Here is an 11,791-nt window from a genome sequence, read left to right on the forward strand (position 1 = left end):
GTTTGTCTTGAGTGCAACTTTGACACGAGTGGATCAGAGCGGCAAGGCACTGTCTGGCTTGATTTGCGCCATCACGATCTCGGTGTGCAGTTTCTCGACCATCGGATGGGGTAAGATGATGGTATCAATAAGCTCGCGTAGCGCGTCTAGATCGCTGCACCAAACGCGCAGGATTGTGTTTGCAGAACCTGTGACATCAAAGGCTGAAACGATTTCAGGGGTGCTGTGCAGCAATCGCTTGAAATCATCCATCAAGGCAGGATCATGGGCACTGCGGGTGAGTGTCAAAAACGCCTGCACGGATAAGCCGCAGGCCTCTGGTGCAATATCTATGCTGACCGCGCGCAGCACGCCTGTTTGTTCTAGCTTTTGTCGCCGCCGCCCTGCTTGAGAGGTCGAAAGACCAAGATGGCGCCCCATCTCCTGCGCCGTCATTGCGCCATTTTGTTGCAAGGCACGCAATAAGCGGCGGTCAGTTCGATCAAGCATGCGAAAATCACCAAAAATATACTCAAAATTTGTATATAATTTGCATGTTTTGTGTAGCTTTCCAAGTCTTTTGCGCGCGGATTAAAGGCCGCCCAACATCATGGGGCGCAATTCGCGTTCGAGTTTTCGCAACATGGCGGCTTCAAAATCTTGGTAATCGCGCGCCTGTTCGATAAAGGCACCCCGCCCGCGCAGGATTTCGCGTTGGTAATATTCGATAATATCAACCGCCGCGCCCCCAATCGCCAACCCGTTCACAGTAACACCGTCAAAAGGGAAATGGGCAAAAGCATGGCTTGGTTGAAATCCCTCGTTGTTTTCACCATCCCCAGAGATGTCGAGCGTATAAAAATCACAGGCAGGTGCGGCGGCTAATTGCGTGGCCCCAAAGCCAAGCGCGTATCCAAGTGCGGTTGGAAATTCATCATCCCCGCGCGGCGCGGCTATAATTTCGGCAGCAACAGCGGTGAGGGTTGTCGGGGTGTCGAGGATCGTCCAGTCAACCAAAACTTGCTGTTGCCTTCTCCCTGACCACTCATACACCAAGATGGCCACAGGTGCCGCGCTGTCAAACAGTGCGGTCATGACAACTGGGCTTGTCAACGCATTGGCAAGGCCCGCGCGCATCAGCCTGTGTTCATCACTGTCAACCGATGCCGATGCATCCAACCCAAGGGCCAAGGCCAAGCGGCAAGCTGTGGCCGATTGGGGCAGCAGCAAAGCCACCCCAATTATGAGTGCGGCCCTTACCAATGCCCGATATTTGGCATCAAAGCCCATGGTTCAGCGGGCTCTTGTGCCGCACCTTTTTGAAGCAATTCGACCGAGATATTATCGGGTGAGCGCACAAAGGCCATACGACCATCGCGCGGGGGGCGATTGATTGTCACGCCATGATCCATCAAGTGCTGACACATCGCGTAGATATCATCCACCTCATAGGCGAGATGCCCAAAATGGCGGCTATCTGATGGCAGCCCATCATCGCCATCCCAGTTATAGGTCAGTTCAACGGGACATTCTTCTTGGCCTTCAGGGGCCATGAAGATCAGGCTGAAGCGCCCGCTTTCATAATCAGTGCGCCGCGTCTCCTTTAGGCCCAAGAGCGCAAAGAATTTTTGGGTTGCTTCAAGGTCTTTGACGCGCACCATTGTGTGAAGATATCGGATTGCCACGGCTGTCTCCCTCGTGAAATTTCGCGTTGCCTCAAGCTTAGCGTGAAATTTGCAGAATTACAGGGGGCGGGGGCAAGAAATGCCCTACCCGATATTGCGGTTTGTGCTAAAATCGTTTCAATATATAGCGTAACGATGGCCCAACCTGTGGATGTGTGGCGATGCAGCAATATCATGACCAATTGGCGCTGATCCTTGAAAAGGGCGTGGATACAACCGACCGCACAGGCACGGGCACGCGCAGCTATTTCGGCCTGCAGGCGCGCTATGATTTGAGCGAAACTTTCCCGCTCATCACAACCAAAAAGCTGCATCTGAAATCCATCATCCACGAGTTGTTATGGTTCCTCGCAGGCGACACGAATATCGGCTATCTTAAAGAAAATGGCGTGTCTATCTGGGATGAATGGGCCGATGAGAAGGGCGATCTTGGCCCGGTTTACGGCCACCAATGGCGACATTTCCCAAAGGTTGCGTGTGGCGCAGATGGCGCCGTGTCGATTGGATCGGTTGATCAGATTTCGAATTTGGTTGAGATGATCAAACGAACGCCTGACAGCCGCCGCCTGATTGTGTCTGCTTGGAACCCTGGCGAGGTGGATCGAATGGCCCTGCCGCCCTGCCATACGCTGTGGCAGGTGAAAATCTTGAACGGGCGGCTGAGCCTGCAGCTTTACCAGCGTTCGGCAGATATGTTTTTAGGGGTTCCGTTTAACATTGCCTCTTATGCCTTGCTCGCGGTGATGCTGGCCCATGTCACGGGCTATAAGCCTGGTGAATTTGTGCATTCCATTGGGGATGGTCACATCTATTCGAACCATATGGATCAAGTCAAAGAACAGCTGTCGCGCGACAGTCGCCCTGCGCCGACCTTGCGGCTTGCACGCGATGTTGGGTCGATTTTCGATTTCCGCTACGATGATTTTATCATCGAAGGGTATGATCCCCATCCCGCCATCAAAGCGCCTGTGGCGGTTTAGGGAGGCGGTCATGATTTCACTTGTGGTAGCGCGGGCGCAGAACGGCGCAATTGGTAAAGGCAACACAATCCCGTGGCACGCGCCCGAAGATTTGGCCTTTTTCCAACGTGAAACAATGGGCGGGGCGGTGATTATGGGCCGCAACACATGGGAGAGCCTACCGTTTAAGCCGCTGAAAAATCGCCTCAATATCGTGGTCAGCCGTGATAAAACGCTGCACGAAACGGTTGTCGCTTCTGTGGATGCAGCGATTGAGTTGGCCCGAAGCGCAGGGTATCCGCGGATTTACGGGATTGGCGGTGCACAGATTTATGCGCAAATGTTGCCGGTGGCAGACAGGCTTTTGGTCACCGAGGTTGATTTGGTGATTGAGGCGGCAGATGCCTACTTCCCTGAGATCAACGAAGGTGATTGGCGCGAGGTGTGGCGGCATTCCTTGCGCGAGGATGGCCCCGCGTGCGTGGTGCGGGAATTGGTGCGGGCCTAAGGTTTTGCCTTATTCAAAAGCACCGCTAACTTATGCCATGCGGGACGTAGCGCGAAAAGGCGGCACCTGATGACACTCTTGATCCTCTTTGTGGCGACATCTTTGATCTTCCTCATTGCCGATGCGGTGATGTTGAACATAGTTTTGCAGCCTGTCTTTGCGCGGCATATTGGCGATTTGCTTTATGAAGGTGGGTTTCGCCTGTTGCCTGCAATCTTGTTTTATCTGACCTATATGGGGGGCATTCTTTACTTTGCCTCCACCCCCGCGATGCGCGCAGATATGCCAAGCCTGGCCCTGATCAATGGCGCAATTTTGGGCTTTGTGGCCTATGGCACCTATGAGTTCACGTCATGGGCGGTGATGCGTGACTGGCACCCGCAAATGGTGGTGATGGATGTGATTTGGGGCGCCACGCTGACAGGGGTTGCTGCATGGGGCGGGGTCATGATCGCGCGCGCCATCACGGCCTAGGGGGCCATGCGCGCAAAGCGGTGTGGCTGCCTTGCGCGCGGGGTTTTGACGTCAGAGAATTTTCAGATCGACCGCAGAGGCCCGACCATCGCGGCCTTCACGAAGCTCAAAGCTGATTTTCGTGTTATCGGCTAATTCTTTCATCTCCGCTTGTTCAACTGCAGAGATATGCACGAACACATCTTTGCCGCCGCCATCAGGCGCGATAAACCCGTAACCTTTGGTGGTGTTGAACCATTTCACAGTGCCAGTGGGCATTTTCGTATCTTTCCTGTCTCAAGTCTCGATCCCACAAGCGTGTCTGCGCGTGGGGTGCAGCCAGGGCCGATGACCATACCTTTGCTGCCGTCTCAAAAGCAGTTCAACAGGTGACCTAGAGGCACGCGAATAGAGTGCCTTGGTTTTGCTAAAAATCAAGAAAAACTCTCTGGAACCCAGCGCCTGCGGCCCTATGCTGTGGTTTGTGGAATAAAAAAGAGGCACAGATGCAGATTATTGGGCTGAAAAATTGTGACACATGCCGCAAGGCGGTGAAGGAATTGACCACTGCAGGTCATAGCGCCGCGTTGCGTGATCTGCGCGAAACCCCGTTGAGCGATGCTGAGATTTCGCAGTTTTTGGCAGAATTAGGGGCGGATGCCCTCATTAATCGCAAATCCACCACATGGCGTGGTTTGGATGATGCCACGCGCGCCACTGACCCAAAGGCGCTATTGGCGACCCATGCCGTGCTGATGAAACGCCCCGTCATCCTTGCGGATAACGGGGCGCTCTATCTGGGATGGGGCGCGGATGTAAAAGCCGCGCTTTTATAAATTAGCTGCGCAGATCAGGCGCAATCGCCTCGGCCACCAAGGCATCAATCACGGCATCTAAGGGCTGAACGGAAGTTTGGCTTTCACCCAAACGGCGCAAGGTCACGCTGCGATCTTCCATCTCTTTGCGTCCAACGGCCAAAATTACAGGCACCTTTCCTGTGGAATGCTCGCGGATTTTATAATTGATCTTTTCGTTGCGCTTATCAGCCTCGGTGCGTACGCCGCGTTTTTTGAGCAGCGCGACAATCTCATCCACAAACCCATCCGCTTCGGAGACGATAGAGGCAACCACAACTTGGCGCGGGGCCAACCAGAAGGGCAGGCGGCCTGCGAAGTTCTCGATCAAGATGCCAATAAAACGCTCAAAGCTGCCCAAAATAGCACGGTGCAGCATGACGGGGCGGTGTTTCGCGCCATCCTCACCGATATAGGTTGCGTCCAGACGTTCGGGCAGAACGAAATCCACCTGCAACGTGCCGCATTGCCAATCGCGCCCAATGGCATCGGTCAGCACGAATTCCAGTTTCGGGCCGTAAAAAGCCCCTTCGCCGGGATTCAGTTCATAGGCATATCCCGCCGCTTCGGTGGCGGATTTAAGTGCCGCTTCGGCCTTGTCCCAAACCTCATCGCTGCCCGCGCGGGTGTCGGGGCGGTCAGAGAATTTCACGCGGAATTTCTCAAACCCAAGATCCTTGTAAACCGCTGAAAGCAACTCGATGAATTGCTTTGTTTCATCCTCAATCTGCGTTTCGCGGCAGAAGATATGCGCGTCATCTTGGGTAAAGCCGCGCACCCGCATGATCCCATGCAATGCGCCCGATGGTTCGTATCGGTTACATGATCCAAATTCCGCCATCCGCAAGGGCAGGTCGCGATAGGATTTCATGCCCTGATTGAAAATCTGCACATGGCAGGGGCAGTTCATCGGCTTCAGGGCGTTGATGGCCTTTTCGCGAGCATGGTCTTCGTCCACTTCCACGATGAACATATTCTCTTGGTATTTTTCCCAATGGCCCGAGGCCTCCCAAAGACGGCGGTCAACTACTTGCGGGGTGTTAACTTCTACATAGCCGCCATCTTGCTGACGGCGGCGCATGTAATCTTGCAGCGCTGTATATATGCGCCACCCATTGGGGTGCCAAAACACCTGACCTGGGGCCTCTTCCTGCATATGGAACAGGTTCATCTCTCGGCCCAAGCGGCGGTGGTCGCGCTTTTCGGCTTCTTCCAAGAAAGTCAGATGCGCCTTGAGGTCATCGCGGTTTTTGAACGCGACCCCATAGATGCGCTGCAACATCGGGCGGTTGCTGTCGCCGCGCCAATATGCGCCTGCGAGTTTCATCAATTTAAACGCATCAGCGGGCAATTGCCCTGTGTGCTGCAAATGCGGGCCACGGCAGAGGTCTTGCCAATCCCCGTGCCAATACATCCGCACGGGTTGATCTTCGGGGATCATCCCAACCAGTTCTACCTTATATGGTTCGCCTGCTGCTTCGTAATGGGCGATTGCGCGTGCGCGATCCCAGATTTCTGTGCGCACGGCATCGCGGGAGTTGATGATCTCTTTCATCTTCGCCTCAATCCGACCCAGATCATCTGGGGTGAAGGGCTCTTTGCGGTCAAAATCGTAATACCAGCCATTTTCGATGACGGGGCCGATTGTCACTTTTACATCTGGCCAGATTTCTTGAACGGCGCGCGCCATCACATGGGCAAAGTCGTGACGGATCAGCTCTAAGGCTTCGGCGTCATTATCCTTCATGGAGTTGATCGCGATGGTGGCATCGGCATCAATTGGCCAAGCCAAGTCGTAATGCGCGCCGTTCACTGTGGCGCTGATCGCCTTTTTGGCAAGCGAGCTTGCGATGCTTTCGGCCACCTCGGCGGCTGTCACGCCAGCCTCGTAGCTGCGGGAATTGCCATCGGGAAATGTTAGGGAAATCTGTGGCATAGCCATTGCTCCTCGTCAGTTTGGCGCCTACGAAACGCCCGGTTGCGGGTTAAGTGTTGCTTGGTCTTTTGGCGCGCCTTTGATGTGGTGTCAACTCTTGCGCGGGGGGACAGGTTTTTGGCATGGAGGGGACATATGCCTGCACATGAAAGCGAAACCATGCCCGACCATCTGATCACCGAGAAATCTCGCAGCATTGCCTATCATCTGACGGAAGGCACCCATCCGATGGTGGTGTTTTTGGGCGGCTTGCGCTCAGACATGGCGGGAACCAAGGCTGTATTCCTTGAGGAATACGCTAAATCCCGTGGGCGGGCTTTCCTGCGGTTTGATTATTCTGGCCATGGCGAAAGCAGCGGCGCGTTCACCGAGGGCTGTATTGGCGATTGGGCCGAAGACGCCGCCGAGGTTTTAGATCGCCTTGCCCCGAAGCGGGTGGTTTTGGTGGGGTCGTCCATGGGGGGATGGATTTCATTGTTGATAGCGCGCCGAAACCCCGAACGGATTGCGGGGCTGATTGGCATCGCGGCTGCCCCTGATTTTACTGAAGATGGGTTTTGGGCCGGTTTCACCGAAGATCAACGCGCTGAAGTCATGGGGCAGGGGCAAACCGCGCTGCCCTCAGAATACGGGGAGCCGATGATCGTCACCAAGCGCATGATTGAGGATGGACGCAAGAATTTGGTTCTGCGCAGCGCTCTGGCGATTGACGCCCCTGTGCGCCTTTTACAAGGCACCGAGGATGAGGCGGTGGATCAAGCGGTGGCTTTGCGCCTTCTTGCGCATTTGCAGTGCGATGATTTGCATTTGGAATTGGTCAAAGGCGAGGATCACCGCTTTTCCAGCCCGCATTGCCTTGTTCTTTTGGCGCGCAGGCTGGATGAAATGCTGGAAAGCGCGGTTTAACTGACGGCTTTGATCTTCACGGACTTATTGTTGGCGTCAATGAAATCCAGAACAAGCGGGCGGATATTGTTGCGCCAGCTTTTGCCTGCAAAAATCCCGTAATGGCCTGCATCAGGCTCGAGGTGGCTCGCCTTTTTGCTGTCTGGCAGGCCGGTGCATAGATCTAGGGCTGCAACACATTGGCCCGGGGCGGAAATGTCATCTTTGCCGCCCTCAACAGTTTTCACCGCAACCGATGTGATTTTGCCGATATCAACAGGCTTACCCGAAACGGAGAAGGTGTTTTTCGCAATCTCGCGCTTCTTGAAGATACGATCCACGGTTGAGAGGTAGAATTCCGCAGGCATATCCATGACCGCAAGATATTCATCATAAAAGCGGTTATGCTTGTCGTTGTCAGATGCCTCGCCCTTGGCCACACGAAGGATCTGCTCGGTGAAGGCGCGGCTGTGTTTTTCGGCATTCATCGCCATAAACGAGCTAAGCTGCTGCAATCCTGGATAGACCATGCGGCCGGCGCCTGCATATTTGAACCCCACCCGCTGCAACATGGACTGTTCCAACTGGCCCATGGTGACGCGGTTGCCAAAATCGGTCACATCCGTTGGCGCGGCTTCTGGGTCAATTGGGCCCCCGATCAGGGTCAATGAGCGGGGCTGTGCCTTGGGGTCTTCCTCGGCCAGATAGGCGGTCGCTGCTAAGGTCAGAGGGGCGGGTTGGCAGACCGCGATGACATGGGTGTCTGGCCCCATGTGGCGCATGAACTCCACCAGATAGAGGGTGTAATCCTCGACATCGAACTTGCCTGCGCTGACAGGGATGTCGCGGGCATTGTGCCAATCGGTGACATAGACATCACAATCGGGCAGCAGACTGATGACGGTCGAGCGCAGAAGCGTGGCGTAATGGCCCGACATTGGGGCAACCAACAACACTTTGCGGGTCATAGCCGCGCGCTCTGCAACAGCGAAATGCACCAAATCGCCAAAAGGTTTTGGAAGAACAACATTCGGACTGACAGCGTGGTCACGGCCATCGCTGAGTGTGATGGAGCGAATGCCCCAATCAGGTTTTACCGCCATGCGCGCAAAACTGCGCTCCATTACCTCACCCCAAGCGGCGGTCATTTGGATGGCGGGATTGGCCACAAGCCCGAATTGCGGATAGGAGCACATCGCCCGCGCGGTTGATCCAAGCCATTGGTTGGTCACGCGCATGGTTTCCATGAAATCATAGGTGAGAAGCTGTCGCATCGGATGCATATCTCCAAAATTGAGCTTGGGCGCCGTCAATGCACCCTGCGGTAAATCAGCCCTACCCCCTCACCTTGGTAAAGCCTCTCTATGCAAATGCAGCATTTATCGGATAAAATCAAGCAAAGTGACGATCCGCGCGCGAGGAGGCAAGAGTCATGGGTGACCATTTAGAAAAGTTAAACACCAACCTCAAACGCGTGGAAGAGTTAAGCCGACGTTTGGTCGAAGCCCTCGCAAATAAAGGCCAAAACGACCCTGGCCTGAATGGGCCAGGCCCCGATCTCTATATGAAAGCCAGCATGGCATACTGGTCGGAATTGGTGAATAACCCCGCAAAATTAATGGAGCGGCAGGTCAAATTTTGGGCTGATTCCGTCACGCATTACGCGGAAGCTCAACAGAATCTTACGCAAGGCAAGCTAGAGCCGCCCGAGGATAACACCCCGGATGATCGCCGTTTTTCCAATCCGCTGTGGAAAACGCACCCCTATTTTAACTACGTCAAACAGCAATATATGATCTCGGCCAATGCCATAGAGGTCTCGTTGAAGGATCTTGAGGGGCTAGAGCATAAAGATCGGCAGAGAATCGAATTCTTTGCAAAACAGATGGTTGATCTTTTGGCACCAACAAATTTTCTGGCCACAAACCCAGATGCGTTGGAGCGTGCGGTCGAAACCGAGGGCGAAAGCCTTGTGAAGGGCTTAGAGAACCTCGTGCGCGATATTCAGGCCCATAAGGGTGAGATCTTGCCAACTTTGGCCGATGGTTCGGCCTTTGAATTGGGCACGAATATCGCAACCGCAAAAGGCGCCGTCATCTATCGCAACGAAATGATGGAGTTGCTGCAATTCGCGCCGACCACAGAGAAGGTCTATAAAAAACCTGTGATCATCTTCCCGCCGTGGATCAACAAATATTACGTAATGGATTTGCGCCCCGAAAATAGTTTGATCCGATGGATTGTGGATCAAGGCTATACCTTATTCGTAGTGTCGTGGAAGAACCCTGATAAGTCCTATTCAGATAAGGGCCTCGAAGATTACATCGAGAAAGGCTATCTCAAGGCTATTGACGTCGCCAAAGAGATCACGGGCAGTAAGGCGGTCAATACGGTGGGCTATTGCATTGCAGGCACCACCCTTAGCCTCACGCTCTCGCTGCTGAAAAAACGGCGCCAAAAGCCGATTTCATCGGCCACCTTCTTCACCACGATGACGGATTTTTCCGATCAGGGTGAATTTACGGTCTTTCTGCAAGATGACTTTGTCGATGCCATCGAACGGCAGGTTGCCGAAGATGGTGTGCTTGATAACAAATATATGGCCAAGACCTTTAGCTTTTTGCGCGCCAAGGATTTGATCTACGGCCCTGCGGTGCGCAGCTATATGATGGGGGAGGCGCCGCCTGCCTTTGACCTGCTTTACTGGAATGGTGACGGGACGCATTTGCCTGGCAAGATGACCGTGCAATATTTGCGAGGTCTTTGCCAAAGCAATGATTTTGCTGAGCGCACGTTTGAATTGATGGGAAAGAAGCTCAAGGTCAGTGATGTCGACCTGCCGCTTTGCGCCATTGCCTGCGAGGCGGATCACATTGCGGCGTGGAAGGACAGTTATCGCGGTGTGCAAAAAATGGGGTCACAAGATAAAACCTTTATCCTATCCCAATCGGGCCATATCGCGGGGATCATCAATCCGCCCAACAAAAAGAAATACGGTCATTATACACATGATGACCTTAGCCTTTCCGTGAAAGACTGGCGCGAGCAGGCTGAATTCCACGAAGGGTCATGGTGGCCTCGGTGGGAAGCATGGTTGCGCACCCATTCGGGAAAGCGCGTTGCCGCGCGCAGCTTGGGTGAGTCGGGCTATAAAATATTGGCGCAAGCCCCCGGAACCTATGTCAAGGAAACGCCAGAACTCTGATAATCCATAAAATTTTTGGCTTTTGCTGCGGTGCAGAAAAGTGCTTGACTTGCTGCGGTGCAGCATGGCATATACTGCACATGCAGCAAACGCAGTCCGCGAAACACGCGATATTTTTTGGAGTAGAGACCATGGCAAAAACAGCCGCAAACGAATTCACAAAAGTTCTTCAGGACATGATGAAGGCTTACCCAATGGACATGTCGGCAATGACCGACGCGTTCAAAAACTCTGCCGCGATGGGCGAGAAGTTCTCAAAAGTTGCTCTTGAAGCTGCTGAGAAATCCTCTGAGATCCAAGCAGGTTGGACAAAAGAAACCATCGCGAAACTCGGCGATTTTGCAAAAGTAAAAGAAGAGCCTGCTGATTACAGCAAAGCCCTGACCGATTTCGCTTCTGCACAAGCAGAAATCGCAGCTGAAAACATGGCTGCTTTCGCTGAAGTCGCGAAAAAAGTTCAGATGGACACTGTTGAGTTGATGATGGCCGCAGGCAAATCTGCAACTGAAGAAGCTTCTGCAGCTGTTAAAAAAGCAACTGCTGAAGTCACTGCAGCAGCCAAGAAAGCAGCAACTGCAGCTGCATAAGCTACAGATTTCTGTGCCGCGTTGGTATCCTCCCTTCCAACGCGCTCCCAAAAAGGGCAGGCCTCACCGCCTGCCCTTTTTGCATCTGCAAAACAATTATTGTTTTTTTTCTGCGACTGCTTAGGCTGATCCCTAGGGTGAACGCGTGACAGTAAGTCAGGGAGGATGAAATGGCACAGGCACAAGAGCCTTTATTGATCAAACGCTATGCCAGCCGCAGGCTCTATAATACTGAGACCTCCGATTATGTGACGCTTGATGATGTTGCGGGGTTCATCCGCGCAGGGCGCGAGGTGAAGATTGTTGACCTGAAATCAGGGGATGATCTGACCCGCCAATTTCTGTTGCAGATTATCGCAGAACATGAATCACGCGGCGAAAGTGTTTTGCCAATTGCCGTGCTGAATGATCTGGTCCGCAGTTACACAAGCCAAGCACAAAGCGTGGTTCCCGATTTTCTTGCGATGTCCTTTGATATGCTCAAACAGGGCCAATCCGCGATAATGGAAAACATGAGCGCGATTAACCCGATGGCCTCCATGCCCGGGTTTGAGGCCATGCGCGCCCAGCAAGAAGCCTTGATGAAAGCGATGACTGGTGGTTTGGGCAAAGGGTGGTCAGGCCCGAGCGCAGAGGAGGAAGACGCGCCCACCCCTGCGAGCGAAGAGGACGAACTGAGCCAGATCAAACGCCAGCTTGCGGAACTGCAAAACAAGCTCTCCAAGCTGTGATGGCATCGG

Annotated in this window: 14 protein-coding genes; 8 read left to right on the forward strand and 6 right to left on the reverse strand. The window is 53.7% G+C overall.

All coding sequences use genetic code 11. The annotated features are described in order from the left end of the window. Window positions 1–33: 33 nt before the first annotated feature. The 3 genes from AAC632_RS06510 to AAC632_RS06520 form a co-directional block, all read right to left on the reverse strand. Window positions 34–489, reverse strand: coding sequence for an Lrp/AsnC family transcriptional regulator (locus AAC632_RS06510; protein WP_317656202.1), 456 nt, complete (start codon window positions 487–489; stop codon window positions 34–36). 81 nt (window positions 490–570) lie between these two features. Beyond that, window positions 571–1,269, reverse strand: coding sequence for a DUF1194 domain-containing protein (locus tag AAC632_RS06515; RefSeq protein WP_340297471.1), 699 nt, complete (start codon window positions 1,267–1,269; stop codon window positions 571–573). Then, window positions 1,236–1,664 (reverse strand): VOC family protein, encoded by a 429-nt coding sequence (locus AAC632_RS06520; RefSeq protein WP_340297469.1) that lies wholly within the window; start codon window positions 1,662–1,664, stop codon window positions 1,236–1,238. The genes AAC632_RS06515 and AAC632_RS06520 overlap by 34 nt, the downstream gene beginning before the upstream one ends. Window positions 1,665–1,825: 161 nt before the next feature. Here AAC632_RS06520 and AAC632_RS06525 point away from each other — a divergent pair, with 161 nt between their 5' ends. The 3 genes from AAC632_RS06525 (at window position 1,826) to AAC632_RS06535 (ending at window position 3,605) form a co-directional block, all read left to right on the forward strand. Then, entirely contained in the window at window positions 1,826–2,644 is an 819-nt protein-coding gene (locus AAC632_RS06525) for a thymidylate synthase (protein WP_340297467.1), read from the forward strand. A gap of 10 nt (window positions 2,645–2,654) precedes the next feature. Further along, complete coding sequence (locus tag AAC632_RS06530) at window positions 2,655–3,131, forward strand: dihydrofolate reductase (RefSeq protein WP_340297466.1); 477 nt, start codon at window positions 2,655–2,657, stop codon at window positions 3,129–3,131. A 69-nt stretch (window positions 3,132–3,200) separates the two neighbouring features. After that, window positions 3,201–3,605 (forward strand): DUF2177 family protein, encoded by a 405-nt coding sequence (locus AAC632_RS06535; protein WP_340297465.1) that lies wholly within the window; start codon window positions 3,201–3,203, stop codon window positions 3,603–3,605. A 51-nt stretch (window positions 3,606–3,656) separates the two neighbouring features. Here AAC632_RS06535 and AAC632_RS06540 read toward each other — a convergent pair whose 3' ends face one another. Then, on the reverse strand, window positions 3,657–3,863 hold the full coding sequence (locus AAC632_RS06540) for a cold-shock protein (protein WP_340297463.1): 207 nt from the start codon (window positions 3,861–3,863) through the stop codon (window positions 3,657–3,659). A 227-nt stretch (window positions 3,864–4,090) separates the two neighbouring features. On the opposite strand from AAC632_RS06540, the gene AAC632_RS06545 reads away from it, so the two are divergent. Next, window positions 4,091–4,420: an arsenate reductase family protein gene (locus AAC632_RS06545; protein ID WP_340297461.1), complete on the forward strand. Its 330-nt coding sequence runs from the start codon at window positions 4,091–4,093 to the stop codon at window positions 4,418–4,420. A 1-nt stretch (window position 4,421) separates the two neighbouring features. Here AAC632_RS06545 and thrS read toward each other — a convergent pair whose 3' ends face one another. Further along, a complete protein-coding gene (thrS, locus tag AAC632_RS06550; protein WP_340297459.1) occupies window positions 4,422–6,374 on the reverse strand; it encodes a threonine--tRNA ligase in 1,953 nt (650 codons plus the stop codon). Window positions 6,375–6,509: 135 nt separating this feature from the next. Here thrS and AAC632_RS06555 point away from each other — a divergent pair, with 135 nt between their 5' ends. Further along, a complete protein-coding gene (locus AAC632_RS06555) occupies window positions 6,510–7,280 on the forward strand; it encodes an alpha/beta hydrolase (RefSeq protein WP_340297458.1) in 771 nt (256 codons plus the stop codon). Here AAC632_RS06555 and phaZ read toward each other — a convergent pair. Next, entirely contained in the window at window positions 7,277–8,533 is a 1,257-nt protein-coding gene (phaZ, locus tag AAC632_RS06560; protein ID WP_340297456.1) for a polyhydroxyalkanoate depolymerase, read from the reverse strand. The two genes, AAC632_RS06555 and phaZ, sit on opposite strands and share 4 nt — an antisense overlap. 158 nt (window positions 8,534–8,691) lie before the next feature. Between phaZ and phaC the strand changes: the two genes are divergently transcribed. The 3 genes from phaC to phaR all read left to right on the forward strand — a co-directional run bounded on the left by phaC (window position 8,692) and on the right by phaR (window position 11,782). Continuing rightward, window positions 8,692–10,464 carry a class I poly(R)-hydroxyalkanoic acid synthase gene (gene phaC / locus AAC632_RS06565; protein WP_340297454.1) on the forward strand — a complete coding sequence of 591 codons (1,773 nt, stop codon included), beginning with the start codon at window positions 8,692–8,694 and terminating at the stop codon, window positions 10,462–10,464. A gap of 131 nt (window positions 10,465–10,595) precedes the next feature. Next, window positions 10,596–11,051 (forward strand): Phasin, encoded by a 456-nt coding sequence (locus AAC632_RS06570; protein WP_340261276.1) that lies wholly within the window; start codon window positions 10,596–10,598, stop codon window positions 11,049–11,051. 170 nt (window positions 11,052–11,221) lie between these two features. Next, entirely contained in the window at window positions 11,222–11,782 is a 561-nt protein-coding gene (gene phaR, locus AAC632_RS06575; protein ID WP_340297452.1) for a polyhydroxyalkanoate synthesis repressor PhaR, read from the forward strand. Window positions 11,783–11,791 lie beyond the last annotated feature (9 nt).

The sequence above is a fragment of the Roseobacter sp. HKCC-CH-9351 genome (assembly GCF_037830295.1).
Lineage (GTDB): Bacteria > Pseudomonadota > Alphaproteobacteria > Rhodobacterales > Rhodobacteraceae > M30B80.

Coding starts and splice junctions, on each gene's coding strand:
- AAC632_RS06530 (WP_340297466.1), top strand. CDS start 2,655: ATGATTTCACTTGTGGTAGCGCGGGCGCAGAACGGCGCAATTGGTAAA.
- AAC632_RS06535 (WP_340297465.1), top strand. CDS start 3,201: ATGACACTCTTGATCCTCTTTGTGGCGACATCTTTGATCTTCCTCATT.
- phaZ (WP_340297456.1), bottom strand. CDS start 8,533: ATGCGACAGCTTCTCACCTATGATTTCATGGAAACCATGCGCGTGACC.
- AAC632_RS06510 (WP_317656202.1), bottom strand. CDS start 489: ATGCTTGATCGAACTGACCGCCGCTTATTGCGTGCCTTGCAACAAAAT.
- phaC (WP_340297454.1), top strand. CDS start 8,692: ATGGGTGACCATTTAGAAAAGTTAAACACCAACCTCAAACGCGTGGAA.
- AAC632_RS06545 (WP_340297461.1), top strand. CDS start 4,091: ATGCAGATTATTGGGCTGAAAAATTGTGACACATGCCGCAAGGCGGTG.
- AAC632_RS06555 (WP_340297458.1), top strand. CDS start 6,510: ATGCCTGCACATGAAAGCGAAACCATGCCCGACCATCTGATCACCGAG.
- AAC632_RS06540 (WP_340297463.1), bottom strand. CDS start 3,863: ATGCCCACTGGCACTGTGAAATGGTTCAACACCACCAAAGGTTACGGG.
- thrS (WP_340297459.1), bottom strand. CDS start 6,374: ATGCCACAGATTTCCCTAACATTTCCCGATGGCAATTCCCGCAGCTAC.
- AAC632_RS06570 (WP_340261276.1), top strand. CDS start 10,596: ATGGCAAAAACAGCCGCAAACGAATTCACAAAAGTTCTTCAGGACATG.
- AAC632_RS06525 (WP_340297467.1), top strand. CDS start 1,826: ATGCAGCAATATCATGACCAATTGGCGCTGATCCTTGAAAAGGGCGTG.
- AAC632_RS06515 (WP_340297471.1), bottom strand. CDS start 1,269: ATGGGCTTTGATGCCAAATATCGGGCATTGGTAAGGGCCGCACTCATA.
- phaR (WP_340297452.1), top strand. CDS start 11,222: ATGGCACAGGCACAAGAGCCTTTATTGATCAAACGCTATGCCAGCCGC.